This is a genomic window from Actinospica robiniae DSM 44927, from assembly GCF_000504285.1.
Lineage (GTDB): Bacteria > Actinomycetota > Actinomycetes > Streptomycetales > Catenulisporaceae > Actinospica > Actinospica robiniae.
The window spans coordinates 5,240,094-5,256,827 of the sequence record NZ_KI632511.1; the positions used below are offsets into that span (position 1 = coordinate 5,240,094).

Consider the following 16,734-nt stretch of genomic DNA (forward strand, 5'->3'; position numbering starts at 1 on the left):
TTTCCTTATCGTCGAACCGGTGGACGGACCCACCGGTTGGCTGGGGGATCAAAGTGGTCTGGGCGGCCGGTCAGTGCCCGGCCGAGACGCCCTCGCCGATGTACTGGGCGGTGAGCATCGTGAAGATGTAGGCCTGCAGCGCCTGGATCACCATCTCGAACGCGGTCAGGACCACGACCATCACGGCCGAGCCGGCCGCGAAGATCACGCTGAAGGTGGCGCTGGCCAGGTACCAGGTGGCGAGAGTGAAGGTGGCCAGCAGCAGGTGGCCGGCGAACATGTTCGCGAACAGCCGGATCATCAGGGTGAACGGCTGGATGATCAGGACCCGGAGCCACTCGACCGGCACCAGGATGATCATGACCGGCCACGGCACGCCCTTGGGCACCACGTTCTTGAGGAAGCCGAAGAAGCCCTGGTGCTTGATCGCCTGATACCAGTAGGTCAGGTAGACCATGATCATCAGCGAGGCCGGGAAGGCGATGAACGCGGTCACCGGCTGCTGCGCGATCGGGATGATCTCCATCAGGTTCATGCACCAGATGAAGAAGAACAGGCCGACCAGGAACGGTACGAACCGGTCCGCGGTCTTGCCGATCATCGGGCGGGCGATCTGGTCGCGGATGAACAGGTAGCCCACCTCGCCGATGTTCTGCACACCCCTGGGCACCAGCCGCGGGCTGCGGAAGGCGCTCCAGAAGAAGAGCACGACCAGGCCGGCGCAGATCAGCGCGAGCAGTTCCGGCTTGTAGAAACCGTAACTGCCGAGGTGGAAGATCGGCTTGAAGTTGAAGTCGCCGAGCGACGGGGGCACGAAGCCGCAGTTGCTGCCGGCGTGCGCGTCCGTGGGGGAACAGTCGCCGCCGCTGGCGAGTAGCACAGTGCTCGCGATCGCCGCACTCACCGGGTTTCTCCTTCGGCTTTACGCATGGGGGTCCGCCATCTGTCGGGGACGGTCTGACAGTGTTTCGTAAGACGGTTCATCCGCCGGAGCGGGGACGTGTGGGGGCCGCCGCGATCCGCTGTCGCTCGTCGGCCCTGGCCGATCGATTGGCCAGCCAGATCGTGTAGACGATCGAGACGACCATGCCGAACAGCGTGCCGAACAACAGCAGGATCGGATGACCGAGCCAGCGACCGAGCAGGTAACCGAGGCCGCCGTAGAGCACGAGCGAGGCGGCCATGTGTCCGACGATGGTCCACATCATGGAGTCCATCGCCCGGCCTGCTTCGCGCTCCCGCTCGGCTTCGTCCTCGTCCCACTCGCGCGGATCGGGCTCAGCGTGGAAAGGGCGGGTCTTCGGGCTCATCACCGGCACCGATTCGGGCCCCGGCGTGCTCGCGACACAGCTGCGCGCCGCGACGACGGCGCAAGGTGTGGCCCGGCCGAGCGCGGTGGCTCGTCCGTGCGACAGCGTGGCGGGAGCGGACGCTCATGGGCGCGGCTCCACCTGGAGGACCTTGTTGCGCGACATCTCACGGACCTGCGTGCCGCTCCAGGCGAGCACGAGGATGATGGCGCAGAAGCCGAACACCCGGCCGTTGAAGGCCGTGGAGTCGCGGAAGGCGTTGAGCAGCACCGCCAGGGCCACGATCTTGACCATGTAGCTGCCGAGGGCGGCGATCATCATCGCCTGCGGACTCGTCCGGGCGGCACGCCCCACGACGTAGCGCGAGATCGAGAAGAAGACCGTCACCACGGCGAGCGCGAGCAGGGCTCCGAGCGCTCCCTTGGTCCCATCGACTATGGAACCGACCGCGACGCAGGCCACACCGACGAGCGCGGTGGGCACCGCGGATCGCCGTAGCGCGCGGACGTCTTCGGCCTGCATATCAAGTCTCCGAGGCGGTCATCGGTCGGTGGCTGCCGGGGATACGGCTTTCTGGCTGTGATTCTAGAAGATGCTTGATCGGCCTCGAGCAGGGGGGTGCGCGATTGCTCCGATCGGGTCTTCTATCTGCTCGTGAAACCTATCACAAGTGTCGTCGCACGTCTGCCGTGGGGCGCGTGGTATGGATCACGCCACCGTACGCGCAGGTCAAGACGGGTCTCGAGGACCGACTTCGAAGGCTGATGAATAGTTGACCAGGTCGCGTGAGGCCTCGTCATCCGACGCGGCGTCACCCGGCGCGGCGTGTCGGGCGCGGCCGCCGGGCTTGCGCTCGGCCCGGTCGTCGAAGTGCTTGCGTGCCCGCGGCAGCAGCAGTCCGACCAGGCCGAGGAAGGCCAGGCCCATCGCGGCGAGCACGACCGGGCGCGACTGCGAGGAGACCGAGACCATGAAGACGGTGAAGGAGATCAGGGCCGACCAGAAGTACATGATCAGGACCGCGCGACGGCGGGAGTGCCCGATCTGCAGCAGCCGGTGGTGCATGTGCTCGGCGTCGGCCGAGAACGGCGAGCGCCCGGCCTTGGTGCGCCGGACCACGGCCATCACCGTGTCCGCGATCGGCAGGGCCACCGCGCAGAACGGCAGCACCAGCGGCAGGAAGGCCGGCACGGTCTTGTAGGTCGCCCCGGTCTGCGATCCGATCATCACCTTGAGCTGGTCCGGGTCGATCTGGCCGAACTCCAGGATGGTGATGACGGCCAGCATCATGCCCAGCAGCATCGAGCCGGAGTCGCCCATGAAGATCCGGGCCGGGGACCAGTTGTGGCACAGGAAGCCGAGGCACATCCCGATCAGCACGATGGTGACCATCGCGGCCGGCACGATCGTGCTGACGTTGTAGGCGCCGGTCTGCAGCCGGTAGGCGTAGACGAAGAAGGTGCTCGCGGCGATCGCGACCATGCCGGAGGCCAGGCCGTCGAGCCCGTCGACGAAGTTGACCGCGTTGATCATGCCGACGATCAGGACCACCGAGACGGTCACGGCCAGGTTGGGCTCGAGGCTGATGATGCCCACGCCGGGGATGGAGATCCAGGTCAGCTGGATGCCCATCTCGACCATGATCGAGGCGGCCAGGGTCTGCCCGGCCAGCTTGATGAAGGCGTCCACGCCCCAGCGGTCGTCCACGATGCCGATGGCGATCAGGATGGACGAACCGATCAGCAGCGCGTGCACGGTCGGGGTGCCCTGGAAGACCCAGGTCTCCATCATCGGCAGGTGGGCCGCGGCCAGCAGCGCCACCAGCATGCCGATGAACATGCCCACGCCGCCGAGGCGCGGGATCGGGGTGGTGTGCACGTCGCGCTCGCGCACCGCGGGCGCGGCGCCGAAGCGGACCGCGCCGACCCGGACGAGGCCGGTGGTGAGGTAGGTGGTGATCCAGGCGATGGTCAGCACGACCAGGTACTCGCGCATCGAGGACTGATCGCCGCCTTCCGGACCCGGGCATGTTTCGGTGGAGCTTCAGGGTAACGGCAGCAAGGCCGTCACGCAGAAACAGACGCTTGTCCGGCCCACCCGGTTTCCGGGGGGCCGGGGCGCCAGGGCGGCGCGATACGCCCAGGTCACAAGCGCGGCTCGGGGGCGGGGTCGGGGCCCGGGACGGCCGGGCGCCCGCGTCGGGTCACGAATAGAGCGGGAAGCGCTCGAGGAGAGCGGCCACCTCCTCGGCCACACCGGGCTCCGGGGCCCGCACGGCCCGGGCGATGAGACCCGCGATGAGCCGCATCTCCGGCTCGCGCATGCCCTGGGTGGTCACCGCGGCGGTGCCCACCCGGATCCCGGAGGAGAGCATCGGCTTGGCGGTGTCGTAGGGCACGCAGTTGCGGTTGAGCACGATCCGCATCCGCTCGCACCGCTGCTCGGCCTCGCGCCCGCTCACCCCGCGCCCGGCCGCGATGTGCACGCCGCGCAGGTCGAGCAACGCGAGGTGGGTGTCGGTGCCGCCGGTCACCGGGCGCATGCCCTCGCGGGCGAGCGCCTCGGCGAGCACCCGCGCGTTGGCCACGACCTGCCGGGTGTACGCGGCGAACTCGTCCGTGGCCGCCTCGCCGAAGGCCACCGCCTTGGCGGCGACCGCGTGCATCAGCGGTCCGCCCTGGGCGAACGGGAAGACCGCCCGGTCGATCGCGTCGGCGAACTCGGCCCGGCACAGGATCGCGCCGCCGCGCGGGCCGCGCAGGGTCTTGTGCGTGGCCAGGCTGACCACGTCGGCGTACGGGACCGGCGAGGGCACCGCACCGCCCGCCACAAGGCCCGCGATGTGCGCGGCGTCGACCAGCAGGTACGCGCCGACCTCGTCGGCGATCTCGCGGAACGCGGCGAAGTCGATCAGCCTCGGATAGGCCGTGGCGCCGCAGACGATCAGCCTCGGCTGGTGCGCCTTCGCCAGATCGCGCACGCGGTCGTAGTCGATCAGCTCGTCGTCCTCGCGCACGGGATAGCCGATGGACTGGAACCAGGTGCCGGAGAAGTTCCCCGGCGATCCGTGGGTCAGGTGGCCGCCGTGCGGCAGCGCCATCGCCAGGATCTTGTCGCCGGGGCGCAGCAGCGCCGCGTACACGGCCAGGTTCGCCGAGGCGCCGGAGTGCGGCTGCACGTTCGCGTGCTGGGCGCCGAACAGCGCCTTGGCGCGGTCCACGGCCAGCCGCTCGGCCCGGTCGACCTCGGCGCAGCCGCCGTAGTAGCGCCGGCCCGGGTAGCCCTCGGCGTACTTGTTGGACAGGACCGAGCCGAGGGCGGCGAGCACCGCCGGCGAGGTCGGGTTCTCGCTGGCGATCAGTTGCAGGGTGCCCCGCTGGCGTTCCACCTCGTCCAGGATCACGCCCGCGATCTGCGGATCGGTCCGGATGAGGTCGGCGAAGTCGGGGCCGTAGAAGGGAGAGGCGGACCGGGTGGAGGCCGGAGTGGGAGCAGCGACGGGAGCCATGGGCCACGCTCCTAACACGAGGGGGAGAAACCGCTGGTGCTGAGGGGGACTCCTCCACACTAAGCACGCGTCCCAGCCGAGGCACTAGGCCAAAAGTCCCGCTTCGCCGAGCGGTGGTTCACGGGGGCTCGCCCGGCGGCGCGTGCATCGTGCATTCACGCCGTCACCCTCGGCGCCCGAAAGCGTTCATGAATGACCTAACGTGAGTGTGAAATTGCGTCAGGTTATATTTCCGAAACATTCGAAACGCCTCGCACATAAGTAATCACATATTGTGGACGAATTTGAAAATATCGGAAGAAGTGCTCTACGGTCGAAGACGTCCGAAATTCCGGACCCGGGTCGAGAACGCCTAATCCTGCCCATCGGCCAGCGGATTCCAACTAAGTAAGGGGCAGGAGCGGAGGACCCGAATATCGCCGGGACGCGGACTGTATCCGCAGGTCCAAGGCTTGGGGTGAATCTTCCGGGGGGATAAATAATCTCCCGGTGGTAGGGCCACTTTCTTCCGGCCCGAATCCGACAGCTCACTTCGCAGGCGTGGGAGAGAGGAAAAGTCTTCAGCATGACCAAGCTCGCCCCCAAGTCTTTCACCCGCCGCGCCGTGGCCACCGCCGCGCTCGCCGGCGCCGCGATCGCCGTGCCGGTCGTGATGGCCTCCACCGCCTCCGCCGACTCGGTCAACTGGACCGCCATCGCCAACTGCGAGTCCGGCGGCGACTGGTCCATCGACACCGGCAACGGGTTCTACGGCGGCCTGCAGTTCAGCGAGTCGACCTGGCTCGCCTACGGCGGCGGCCAGTACGCGCAGTACGCCAACGACGCCAGCGAGTCCCAGCAGATCGCCGTGGCCGAGAAGGTCCTGGCCGGCCAGGGCATCGGCGCGTGGCCGGTCTGCGGCGCGTACGCCGGCAGCTCGACCACCTACAGCGGTACCAACACCTCCGGTTCCGGCTCGTCCTCGTCCTCGTCCTCCGCGGACAAGAGCAGCGGCTCGAACTCGTCCGGCTCCGGCTCCTCGAGCTCGTCGAAGAGCTCGAGCGACTCCGGCTCCTCGAGCTACCAGGGCAAGCACCGCGCCAAGTCCTCGTCCGCCTCGGGCAGCTACACCGTCAAGGCCGGCGACACCCTCTCGGGCATCGCCCAGAAGGAGGGCGTCTCCGACTGGCACACGCTCTACCAGGACAACGAGTCCGTCGTGGGCTCGAACCCGGACCTGATCTACCCGGGCCAGGTGCTCCAGCTCGGCTGAACCCCGGGCGCATGAGAGAAGGGGTCCTGCCCGGGTGCGTGCCCCGGGCAGGACCCCTTCTCCTGCGTTCTCAGCGGGTGAGGTTGCTCGCGACCTTGGCGATCTCGTCGAAGGTGAGCGCGCCCTCGCGCAGCAGCCGCGGCGCGTCGCCGGTCAGGTCCACGATCGTGGACGGGACGCTGTCGACGGTCTGACCGCCGTCGAGGTAGATCTCCACCAGAGTGCCGAACTGGTCCTGCGCCTCGGATGCGGTGGTGGCCGGAGCGTGGCCGGACTTGTTCGCCGAGGAGACCCCGAGCGGGCCGGTGGCCGTCAGCAGCTCGATCGCGACCGGGTGCAGCGGCATCCGCAGCGCGACCGTGCCGCGGGCGTCGCCGAGGTCCCACTGCAGCGAGGGCTGGTGTCGGGCCACGATCGTCAGCGCGCCCGGCCAGAACGCGTCGACCAGGTCCCAGCCCTTCTCCGAGAACCGGGAGACCAGGCCGTGCAGTGTGCTCGGCGCGCCGACCATCACCGGGACCGGCATGTCCCGGCCCCGGCCCTTGGCCGCGATCAGCGCCTCGATGCCGGAGCTGGAGAAGGCGTCCGCGCCGATCCCGTAGACGGTGTCGGTCGGCAGCACGATCAGATCGCCCCGGCGGACGGTCGCGCCGGCCTCGCGCAGGCCGGTCGCGCGCTGATCCGGATCAGCGCAGTCGTAGCGGCGGCTCACGGTTATCAACCTCCATGCTGACGGGCGGAGTGTTCAGGTGCTGATGCTAGGGCCTGAGCCCGTCCTTGCGGGCGGTGAAGAACCGGGGACGGCCGGTCAGGTCGCGGTGGTCGCCCGCCTCCACCCAGCCCAGCTCCTCCAGGAAGATGCGCTGCACCGAGCCGCCCTGCTGGTCCGAGTGCTCCACCGCCAGCCAGCGGCCCGGCCGCAGCAGCCGGTGCGCGGTGCGCTCGAGCGCGCGGATCATGTCCAGGCCGTCCTCGCCGGAGAACAGGGCGAGTTCGGGGTCGTAGTCGCGCGCCTCGGTGGCCACGTACTCCCACTCGGTCAGCGGGATGTACGGCGGGTTCGAGATGACCAGGTCCACCTGGCCGTTGAGCTCGGGCAGCGCGGTGCGGGCGTCCGCCTGATGCAGCGTCACCCGGCTGCCCTCGACGTTGCGCCGGGTCCACTCGAGCGCCTCGTCCGAGAGCTCGACCGCGTGCACCTGCGCCCGCGGCACCTCCTGGGCTATGGCCAGCGCGATCGCGCCGGAGCCGGCGCACAGGTCCACGATCAGCGGCTCGGCGATGTCGAGCTCGCGCAGCCGGTCGATCGCCCAGCCGACCATGACCTCGGTCTCCGGCCGGGGCACGAACACGCCGGGGCCCACGGCCAGCTCGAGGTAGCGGAAGTAGGCGCGGCCGGTGATGTGCTGCAGCGGCTCGCGGTTCTCCCTGCGGGCCACCGCCTCCCAGTAGCGCGCGTCGAACTCGCGGTCGGGCACGGTGTGCAGCCGGCCGCGGGTGACCCCGTGGATCCAGCCGGCAAGCTCCTCCGCGTCCGCGCGCGGCGAACCCACCCCGGCCTCGGCCAGCCGGGCGGCCGCGAGCGCGACCTCCGTCAGCAGCAGGTTAAGGCCCGGCGTCACTGCCGGGGTCTCGGCGGGGGTGGAGGACATCGTCGGCTCAGTTCCCCGGCCCGGCCAGCTTCGCCGCGAGGTCGGCGTCCACGCAGGACTGGATGACCCCGTCGAGGTCGCCGTCGAGCACCTGGTCGAGGTTGTAGGACTTGAACCCGGTGCGGTGGTCGGAGAGCCGGTTCTCCGGGAAGTTGTAGGTGCGGATGCGCTCGGACCGGTCCATCGTGCGGATCTGGCTCTTGCGCACGTCCGAGGCCTCCTTCTCGGCCTCCTCCTGGGCGAAGGCGAGCAGCCGGGCGCGCAGGATCCGCATCGCGGACTCCTTGTTCTGCAGCTGCGACTTCTCGTTCTGACAGGAGACGACCACCCCGGTGGGCAGGTGGGTGATGCGCACCGCGGAGTCGGTGGTGTTGACCGACTGGCCGCCCGGGCCGGAGGAGCGGAACACGTCGATGCGCAGGTCGTTCTGGTTGATCTCGACCTCGACCTCCTCGGCCTCCGGCAGCACGAGCACACCGGCGGCGGAGGTGTGGATGCGCCCCTGCGACTCGGTGACCGGGACGCGCTGCACCCGGTGCACGCCGCCCTCGTACTTGAGCCGGGCCCAGATGCCCTCGCCCGGCTGCGGCGTGCCGCGCCACTTGACGGCGAGTGAGACGTCCTTGTAGCCGCCGAGATCGGAGTCGGTGGACTCGATCAGCTCGGTCTTCCAGCCCTGACGCTCGGCGAAGCGCAGGTACATCCGCAGCAGGTCGCCGGCGAAGAGCATCGACTCCTGGCCGCCCTCGCCCGCCTTGATCTCGAGGATCACGTCCTTCTCGTCGTTCGGGTCGCGCGGGATCAGCAGCTGCTGCAGCTTGCCCTCGAGCTCGCCCTTGCGGGCCTGGAGCGCGGGCAGCTCCTCGGCGAAGGACGGGTCCTCCGCGGCCAGCTCGCGCGCGGCCTCGATGTCCTGCGCGTTCGCCTGGTGCGACTTGTACGTCTCCGCGATCGGAGTCAGCTCGGCGTAGCGCTTGCCGAGCTTGCGGGCCAGCGCCTGATCGGCGTGGACCGCGGGGTCGGCCAAGCGCGCCTCGAGCTCCCCGTACTCGACGAGCAGTTCCTCAATCGCCTCGAACACCTTGGGTTCCTCGGCTCCTCATGTCATGCGACCGGCGAGTGGACGGCCGACGGGTCAGTGGCACAGCAGGTCACTGGCCCGCGGCCGCACATGCGAGACGGCGCCAGCCTGCGGGGCCGTAGCCCGCACGCTGGCGCCGTCCGACGCGCTACTTCTTCTTGCCGAAGCGCGCTTCGAACTTGGCGACCCGGCCGCCGGTGTCGAGGATGCGCTGCTTGCCCGTGTAGAACGGGTGGCACTGCGAGCACGTGTCCGAGCTGATCTTGCCGCTGGCCACGGTCGAGCGGGTCTCGAAGGTGTTGCCGCAGGCGCAGGTCACGGTCGTGGCCGCGTACTCCGGGTGGATACCGGGCTTCATGGGTGCTCCTAGGTTCTCGGGGCCGCCGGGTCGCCGGCGCGGAGATGCGCGGACGGGAACCGGGACCGACGTACCATCCTACAACGGCGGAAGGCCGGGTATTCCCGCCCTTCCGCCGTCGCGGACCGTACGCACATCAGTGGGTATACGGAGAGTGACTGCTTACTCTCCGCCGCCGGGCGCCGTCTTCTGGATCGTCATCAGGAACTCGGCGTTGGACTTGGTCTTCTTCATCCGGTCCAGCAGGAGTTCCATCGCCTGCTGCTGGTCGAGCGCGTGCAGCACCCGGCGCAGCTTCCAGATGATGGCCAGCTCCTCGGCGCCCAGCAGGATCTCCTCCTTGCGGGTGCCGGACTGGTCCACGTCCACGGCCGGGAAGATGCGCTTGTCGGCCAGGCGGCGGTCCAGCTTGAGCTCCAGGTTGCCGGTGCCCTTGAACTCCTCGAAGATCACCTCGTCGGCCTTCGAGCCGGTCTCCACCAGCGCGGTGGCCAGGATGGTGAGCGAGCCGCCGTGCTCGATGTTGCGCGCGGCGCCGAAGAAGCGCTTCGGCGGGTAGAGCGCGGTGGAGTCCACACCGCCGGACATGATCCGGCCGGAGGCGGGCGCGGACAGGTTGTACGCGCGGCCCAGGCGGGTCATCGAGTCGAGCAGCACGACCACGTCCTGGCCCAGCTCGACCAGGCGCTTGGCCCGCTCGATGGCCAGCTCGGCGACGATGGTGTGGTCCTCGGCCGGGCGGTCGAAGGTCGAGGCGATGACCTCGCCCTTGACCGAGCGCTGCATGTCGGTGACCTCTTCCGGCCGCTCGTCCACGAGCACGACCATGAGGTGCACTTCCGGGTTGTTCGTGGTGATCGCGTTGGCGATCGCCTGCAGCACCATGGTCTTGCCCGCCTTCGGCGGGGAGACGATCAGACCGCGCTGGCCCTTGCCGATGGGGGCGACCAGGTCGATGATCCGGGTGGTCAGCTTGGCCGACTCGCTCTCCAGGCGCAGCCGCTCCTGCGGGTACAGGGGGGTGAGCTTGTTGAAGTCGGGCCGCTGGGACACCTGGTCCGGGGCCAGGCCGTTGATGGAGTCCAGGCGCACCAGCGCGTTGAACTTCTCCCGGCGCTCGCCCTCGCGCGGCTGGCGCACCGCGCCGACGATCGCGTCGCCCTTGCGCAGGCCGTACCGGCGCACCTGGGCGAGCGAGACGTACACGTCGTTCGGCCCGGGCATGTAGCCGGTGGTGCGCACGAACGCGTAGCTGTCCAGGACGTCCAGGATGCCCGCGATCGGGATCAGCACGTCGTCCTCGGCGAACTGCGGCTCGGGCGCCTGGGTGCCCTCGAAGCCGTCGCGGCCGCGCCGGCCCCGGCCTCGCTCGCGGTACCGGTTGCCCCGGTCGTCGTTCTGCGCGTTGTCCCGGTTCGCGTCCCGGCCGCCGCCGCTCTGCGGCGGCTGGCTGCCGCGCCGGTCGCCGCGCTCGCCGCGGTCCCCACGGTCGCCGCGGTCGCCGCCGCGCTCGTTCTGGCCGCCGTCGCGGCCGCGACGGCGCTCACGCTCGCGCTCGCGGCGGGAGAGCCGCTGGCCGTCGGCCTGGCCGGCCTCGCCGCCGGCCGCGGGGGCCTGGGTCTGCGTCTGGATCTGCGCCGGAGCGGCGGCGGGCGCCTCGGCCACCGCGGTGGCGCTCGCGCTCGTGCTCGCGGTCTGCTGGCGGGACCGGCGCGAGGGCTGGGCCTCGGCCTGCGGCTCGGCCGCCGGCTGGCTCGACGTGGCGGGGGCCTCGGCCGCCGGGCGGGTCTGCTCGGGGATGCGCTGCTGCGGCGCGGTGGCGCGACGGCCACGGGTGCGCTCGCGCGGAGCGGACTCGGCGGAGCCCGACTCCTGCGGCTCGGCGGCCGACTCGCCGCCCTTGCCGCCGCGGGAGGGCTTCTCCCGCTCCGACTGCACACCGCCGCCCTGGTGCTGCTCGATAGCCTCGATCAGCGCGCTCTTGGGCATCCGGGTCGCGCCCTTGATGCCGAGCTCGGAGGCCTTGAGCCGAAGCTCGGGCAGCAGCAGTCCGGCCAGGCCGGGGCCGCCGCCGGTGGATCGACGGCGTGCGGTGGTCAGTTCGGTGGTTTCGCTCACGAAGGGTCCTTCCCTGGAGCGGGCGCCGCGCGGCATGCGCCGGAGCGGCGACCGGTCGTGCCCCCGGCCTGCGCCGTGAGGCGATGGCGGCCGAGGACCATGGGTTTCGAGGCCTGGCCGTCGACGGGGGTGTCGGCACGGGCGGCGTGACGCCGCGCGCGCGGGACGACCGCGACGGGACTGCCAGGAGGAGGGGGCAACTGAGTTCTACTGCGCGGTGGGAACGGTGGCTGTCATAGGGATTCCAGCCCGCGTACCGCCGCGAACACCGGTTGCGACACCCAGACTAACACTTTCTCGCCATTGTGGCATTCCCCACCTTCCGTGCCCGGCGTTTCGCCGCCGCTGCCCACTCACCGTTCCCGCTGACCGGCCCGGACTCCGTCGACTGCCACCCCGCGCGCGGCGACCGGGAGCATCACGGCGGTGAAGGGTGCGCCCACCGCCGCGATTCCGGGGCGAGCATACTGCGCCGGCCGGAGAGCGGCGGCTCCTGCCACGCCGAAGGCCAGCACGGACGGGCCCGCGCCGGAGACCACGGACGGGTGTCCGTCCGCGCGCAGCAGCCCGATCAGGCCCGCGCTCGGTTCCATCGCGCTCGCGCGGTAGTCCTGGTGCAGCCGGTCGGCCGTGCCGGCGTACAGCAGTTCCCTACGACGCTCCGGGGCCAGATCCGGCGACGTGAGCGCGAGCGCGAGCAGACCGGCCCGGCCGGCGTTGAACGAGGCGTCCGCGTGCGGGACCTCCTTCGGCAGCAGACCCCGCGCGACGTGCGTGGAGAGCGGCGTGGCCGGGACGAACACGACCGCTGAGACACTCTCGTCCGGCTCCGAGCGCAGCACGTCCACCATGCCCTCGCCGTCCATCCACGCGGTGGTGAACCCGCCGACGAGACAGGGGGCGACGTTGTCCGGATGGCCCTCGAGCTCGGTGGCCAGATCGAGCGCGCCGTAGGCGTCCATCCGCAGTTCGCCGTCGGCGACCGCGGCCCGCGCGGCCATGATGCCGGCGCAGATCGCGGCCGAGGACGAACCGAGGCCGCGCCCGTGCGGGATCCGGTTGACGCAGTGCACGCGCAGCCCCGGCGGCTGGCCGCCGAGCCGGTCGAACGCGGCTCGCAGGGACCTGACGACCAGGTGCGTCTCGTCCAAGGGCACTGATCCGGCGCCCTCGCCCTCCACGGTCACCTCCAGCCCGGACCCGGTCACCTCGACGGTGACCTCGTCGCGCAGTTCGAGCGCGAGTCCGAACGCGTCGAAACCCGGGCCCAGGTTGGCGCTGGTGGCCGGCGGCCGGACGGTGACCGGCCCGGGGGCGTACGAGGCGGGCACCGGGCTCACGCGAGCCCCAGCACCCCGGCGGCGGAGACCACGTCGCACGCCACCTTGGGCGGCTGCGGCGCGCCGTTGATGGCCCAGTCCGCGTCCTTGAGCCCGTTGCCGGTGACCGTCACGGTGATCCGCTGGCCCGGGTCCAGCCGGCCCTCGCGGGTCAGCTTGAGCAGCCCGGCCACGCCGGCCGCGCTGGCGGGCTCCACGAACACGCCCTCCTTCGAGGACAGCAGCCGGTAGGCGGAGAGGATCTCCCGGTCGGTCACCGCCTCGATCAGGCCGCCGGAGTCCTCGCGCGCGGCCACGGCCAGGTCCCAGGACGCCGGGTTGCCGATCCGGATGGCGGTGGCGATGGTCTGCGGGTGGCTGACCGGGCCGCCGGAGACGAACGGGGCCGCGCCCGCGGCCTGGAAGCCGAACATCCGCGGCCGGTGCGTGGCGATCCCGTCGCGGGCGTACTCCGAGTAGCCCATCCAGTAGGCCGAGATGTTGCCCGCGTTGCCCACCGGCAGCACGTGCACGTCCGGCGCGTCGCCGAGCTCGTCCACGATCTCGAAGGCGGCGGTCTTCTGGCCGGCCAGCCGGTCCGGGTTGATGGAGTTGACCACGGCCACCGGGTACTGCTCGCCGAGCTCGCGCACCATGGTCAGGCAGTCGTCGAAGTTGCCCGCCACCTGCAGGATCTTCGCGCCGTGGGCCAGCGCCTGGCTGAGCTTGCCCATGGCGATCTTGCCGTCCGGGATCAGCACCGCGCACATCATCCCGGCGCGCACCGCGTACGCGGCCGCCGAGGCGCTGGTGTTGCCGGTGGACCCGCAGATCACGGCCTTGGCCCCGGCCTCGGCGGCCTTGGAGATGGCCATGGTCATGCCGCGGTCCTTGAACGAGCCGGTCGGGTTCATCCCCTCGACCTTCAGGTGCACCTCGCAGCCGGTGAGCTCGGACACGGTCGGCGCGTAGACCAGCGGCGTGCCCCCCTCGCCCAGCGTGACCACCGGGGTGTCCGCGGACACCGGGAGCCGGTCCCGGTACTCCTCGATCAGCCCGCGCCATGCTCGCCCGACCCGCTGGCCAGTCTGGACCGTCATGCTGCGCTCTCCTGTCGGATTCCGATCGTCCCGTCGGACTCTGGGGTTGTCATGGTGCTGGATGGGCCGGGCGCGTGTCGATACCGCGAGCGCGGCTATTCGCCCTCGACGCGCATGACCGAGGCGACCGCGCGCACCGTCGGCAGCGCCCGCAGCCGCTCCACCGTGCCGCTCAGCGCCGCGTCCGAGGCCACGTGGGTGGCCACCACCAGCCGCGCGTCCTCGTTCCGGCCGGACTGGCGCACGGTCTGGATGGACACGTCCTGCTGCGCGAAGATCTGGGCGACCTGCGCGAGCACGCCCGCCTTGTCGTCCACGTCGAGCGAGATGTGGTAGCGGGTGCTGGCCTCGCCCATCGGGCCCACCCGCAGGTCGGCGTAGGCGGAGACGGCCGGGGCGCGGCCGCCGTTGACCTTGTTGCGGCAGACCGCGACCAGGTCGCCGAGCACCGCGCTGGCCGTCGGGGTGCCGCCCGCGCCGGGGCCGTAGAACATCAGCTGGCCGGCCGCCTCGGACTCGACGAACACCGCGTTGTACGCCTCGCGCACGCCCGCCAGCGGGTGGGTGCGCGGGATCATCGCCGGGTGCACCCGCGCGGTGACCGACTCGCGCGCCGCGTCCACCTCGCAGATCGCCAGGAGCTTGACCACGGAGCCCATCTCGCGGGCCGAGGCCACGTCCGACGCGCTCACCTCGGTGATGCCCTCGCGGTACACGTCCGCGGCGGTGACCTTGGTGTGGAAGGCCAGGGAGGCGAGGATCGCGGCCTTCGCGGCGGCGTCGAAGCCCTCGACGTCCGCGGTCGGGTCGGCCTCGGCGTACCCGAGCTCGGTGGCCTCGTCCAGCGCCTCGTCGAAGCCGGCGCCGGTGGAGTCCATCCGGTCCAGGATGAAGTTGGTGGTGCCGTTGACGATGCCGAGCACCCGCTTGACCTTGTCGCCCACCAGCGACTCGCGCAGCGGGCGCAGCAGCGGGATGGCCCCGGCCACCGCGGCCTCGTAGTACAGGTCGACGCCGTGCTTCTCGGCCGCCGCGTGCAGCTGCGCGCCGTGCTCGGCCAGCAGGGCCTTGTTCGCGGTCACGACGCTCGCGCCGTTCTCCATCGCGGCCAGGATCAGGCTGCGCGCGGGCTCGATGCCGCCGATCACCTCGATGACCACGTCCACGCCGGGCCGGGACACCAGCTCGCGGGCGTCGCTGGTGAACAGCGCCGGGTCCACCGGGAGGTCGCGGGCGCGGCCGGGACGGCGCACGGCGATGCCGGCCAGCTCGACCCCGGCCCCTATCCGCGCGCCCAGGTCGGCCGCGGTGCTCGTCATGAGCCGGGCCACCTCGGAGCCGACGACCCCGCAGCCCAACAACGCCACCTTGAGTGGGCGTTCGCTCATGATCCGAAACCTCTCGTATCTTCGCTCGTGTTGCCTAAGTCTCACCCGTCGATCCGCGGAAATCCTCCGGCGTCCGCAGGGTGAGACCGGAAATTTCAGATGCCGCGCTAACCGAGATCCAGCGCGAGCAGATCGTCCTCGGTCTCCCGCCGCACCAGGACCCGGTCGGTCCCGTCGTGCACGGCGACGACCGGCGGACGCAGCGCGTGGTTGTAGTTCGAGGCCATCGACCGGCAGTACGCGCCGGTCGCCGGCACCGCGAGCAGGTCGCCCGGGCGCACGTCCGCGGGCAGCCAGACGTCCTTGACCACGATGTCGCCCGCCTCGCAGTGCTTGCCGACCACGCGCGCCAGCATCGGCTCGGCCTCCGAGGTGCGCGAGACCAGCGCACAGCTGTAGACCGCGTCGTAGAGCGCCGTGCGGATGTTGTCGCTCATGCCGCCGTCCACCGAGACGTACGTGCGCAGGCCCTCGAGCACCTTGACCGTGCCCACCTCGTAGAGCGTGATCCCGGGCGGACCGGAGATGGCCCGGCCCGGCTCCACCGTGATCCGCGGCGTCGGCAGCGAGTAGCCGAAGCACTCGCGTGCCACGATCGCCTTGAGCGCGGCGACGATGCTGAACGCGTCCTGCGGGTCGTCCTCGCTGGTGTAGGCGATGCCGAGGCCGCCGCCGAGGTCGAGCTCGGGCAGCACCAGGCCGTGCTCCTCGCGGATCGCGGCCAGCAGCCCGACGGCGCGGTGCGCGGCCGTCTCGAAGCCGGCCGTGTCGAAGATCTGCGAGCCGATGTGCGAGTGCAGGCCGACCAGCTCCAGCGCGGCCGGCTGGTCGCCGCCCGCCTGGAACTTCAGCACGTGCCGCACCGCCTCGGCCGCCTCGCCGCCGGCCAGCGAGAAGCCGAACTTCTGGTCCTCGTGCGCGGTGGCGATGAACTCGTGCGTGTGCGCCTCGACCCCGACCGTCACCCGGACCATGACCGAGGCCGTCACACCGCGCTCGAGCGCAGCCGCGCCGAGCCGGTCTATCTCGTCGTGCGAGTCGAGCACGAACCGGCCGACGCCGGCGTCGAGCGCGCGGCCGAGCTCGGCCACCGACTTGTTGTTGCCGTGGAAGGTGATCCGGTGCGCCGGGAACTCGGCCGCCAGCGCCACCGCGAGCTCGCCGCCGGAACAGACGTCGAGCCCGAGGCCCTCCTCGGCCGCCCAGCGCGCGATCGCCTTGGACAGGAAGGACTTGCCGGCGTAGTGCACCGGCGGCTCCTGCGGATCGAAGCTGCCGAACGCGGCCAGCCAGGTACGGGCCCTGCGACGCCAGTCCGCCTCGTCGATGACGTAGCTGGGCGTGCCCTGACGCCGCGCCAGTTCGCGCACGCCGAGCCCGCCGAGGGTCAGCTCGCCCTCCTCGTCGCGCGCGGCGGTTATCGGCCAGACCTTCGGATCCAGCGCGTTCAGATCGGCCGGCGGCGCGCCGACCCCGCCGGCGGTCAGGACGTCGGCGTAGCGGGGTCCGGCCGGATGCGCGGCTCGGCTCATACGACCACCTCGCTAGCGCCCGGTCGGCGCATTCGCGCGGGCACTGTGCTTGACGATTCGCTCGCAAGCTCGCTCATTCGGTCCCCTCGGGAATCAAGTACAGCCGGCGACTGGAG

15 protein-coding genes and 1 riboswitch are annotated in these 16,734 nt (G+C 70.9%); of the genes, 1 reads left to right on the top strand and 14 read right to left on the bottom strand.

Annotation, left to right across the window (positions count from 1 at the left end; all coding sequences use genetic code 11):
- Positions 1 to 70: 70 nt before the first annotated feature.
- The 5 genes from atpB to ACTRO_RS22100 form a co-directional block, all read right to left on the bottom strand.
- Positions 71 to 904 (bottom strand): F0F1 ATP synthase subunit A, encoded by an 834-nt coding sequence (gene atpB, locus ACTRO_RS22080; RefSeq protein WP_084316460.1) that lies wholly within the window; start codon positions 902 to 904, stop codon positions 71 to 73.
- A 76-nt stretch (positions 905 to 980) separates the two neighbouring features.
- On the bottom strand, positions 981 to 1,310 hold the full coding sequence (locus ACTRO_RS22085) for a hypothetical protein (RefSeq protein ID WP_157436369.1): 330 nt from the start codon (positions 1,308 to 1,310) through the stop codon (positions 981 to 983).
- A 123-nt stretch (positions 1,311 to 1,433) separates the two neighbouring features.
- Positions 1,434 to 1,832: a Cg1360 family ATP-synthase-associated protein gene (locus ACTRO_RS22090; protein WP_034265832.1), complete on the bottom strand. Its 399-nt coding sequence runs from the start codon at positions 1,830 to 1,832 to the stop codon at positions 1,434 to 1,436.
- A 207-nt stretch (positions 1,833 to 2,039) separates the two neighbouring features.
- Entirely contained in the window at positions 2,040 to 3,305 is a 1,266-nt protein-coding gene (locus tag ACTRO_RS22095; RefSeq protein ID WP_063628054.1) for an MraY family glycosyltransferase, read from the bottom strand.
- A 208-nt stretch (positions 3,306 to 3,513) separates the two neighbouring features.
- A complete protein-coding gene (locus ACTRO_RS22100) occupies positions 3,514 to 4,818 on the bottom strand; it encodes a serine hydroxymethyltransferase (RefSeq protein ID WP_034265834.1) in 1,305 nt (434 codons plus the stop codon).
- Positions 4,819 to 5,157: 339 nt separating this feature from the next.
- A riboswitch (cyclic di-AMP (ydaO/yuaA leader) is annotated at positions 5,158 to 5,374 on the top strand.
- Between the two features lie 9 nt (positions 5,375 to 5,383).
- Between ACTRO_RS22100 and ACTRO_RS22105 the strand changes: the two genes are divergently transcribed.
- Positions 5,384 to 6,070, top strand: a complete 687-nt coding sequence (locus ACTRO_RS22105) for a LysM peptidoglycan-binding domain-containing protein (RefSeq protein ID WP_034265836.1) — start codon at positions 5,384 to 5,386, stop codon at positions 6,068 to 6,070.
- 70 nt (positions 6,071 to 6,140) lie between these two features.
- Here the strand turns inward: ACTRO_RS22105 and ACTRO_RS22110 are convergent, their stop codons facing one another.
- From ACTRO_RS22110 to lysA, 9 genes are all read right to left on the bottom strand, one after another.
- Positions 6,141 to 6,782 (bottom strand): L-threonylcarbamoyladenylate synthase, encoded by a 642-nt coding sequence (locus ACTRO_RS22110; protein ID WP_034265838.1) that lies wholly within the window; start codon positions 6,780 to 6,782, stop codon positions 6,141 to 6,143.
- Positions 6,783 to 6,828: 46 nt separating this feature from the next.
- Positions 6,829 to 7,722 (bottom strand): peptide chain release factor N(5)-glutamine methyltransferase, encoded by an 894-nt coding sequence (gene prmC / locus ACTRO_RS22115; protein ID WP_051451200.1) that lies wholly within the window; start codon positions 7,720 to 7,722, stop codon positions 6,829 to 6,831.
- A gap of 7 nt (positions 7,723 to 7,729) precedes the next feature.
- Complete coding sequence (gene prfA / locus ACTRO_RS22120; protein ID WP_034265841.1) at positions 7,730 to 8,803, bottom strand: peptide chain release factor 1; 1,074 nt, start codon at positions 8,801 to 8,803, stop codon at positions 7,730 to 7,732.
- A gap of 148 nt (positions 8,804 to 8,951) precedes the next feature.
- Positions 8,952 to 9,161: a 50S ribosomal protein L31 gene (gene rpmE, locus ACTRO_RS22125; RefSeq protein WP_034265844.1), complete on the bottom strand. Its 210-nt coding sequence runs from the start codon at positions 9,159 to 9,161 to the stop codon at positions 8,952 to 8,954.
- A gap of 162 nt (positions 9,162 to 9,323) precedes the next feature.
- Positions 9,324 to 11,279, bottom strand: coding sequence for a transcription termination factor Rho (gene rho / locus ACTRO_RS22130; RefSeq protein WP_051451201.1), 1,956 nt, complete (start codon positions 11,277 to 11,279; stop codon positions 9,324 to 9,326).
- 353 nt (positions 11,280 to 11,632) lie between these two features.
- On the bottom strand, positions 11,633 to 12,610 hold the full coding sequence (thrB, locus tag ACTRO_RS22135; protein ID WP_034276127.1) for a homoserine kinase: 978 nt from the start codon (positions 12,608 to 12,610) through the stop codon (positions 11,633 to 11,635).
- A 5-nt stretch (positions 12,611 to 12,615) separates the two neighbouring features.
- A complete protein-coding gene (thrC, locus tag ACTRO_RS22140) occupies positions 12,616 to 13,698 on the bottom strand; it encodes a threonine synthase (RefSeq protein ID WP_034265848.1) in 1,083 nt (360 codons plus the stop codon).
- A gap of 95 nt (positions 13,699 to 13,793) precedes the next feature.
- Entirely contained in the window at positions 13,794 to 15,086 is a 1,293-nt protein-coding gene (locus ACTRO_RS22145) for a homoserine dehydrogenase (protein WP_034265852.1), read from the bottom strand.
- Positions 15,087 to 15,193: 107 nt separating this feature from the next.
- Entirely contained in the window at positions 15,194 to 16,618 is a 1,425-nt protein-coding gene (gene lysA, locus ACTRO_RS22150; protein WP_034265855.1) for a diaminopimelate decarboxylase, read from the bottom strand.
- Positions 16,619 to 16,734: the final 116 nt, after the last annotated feature.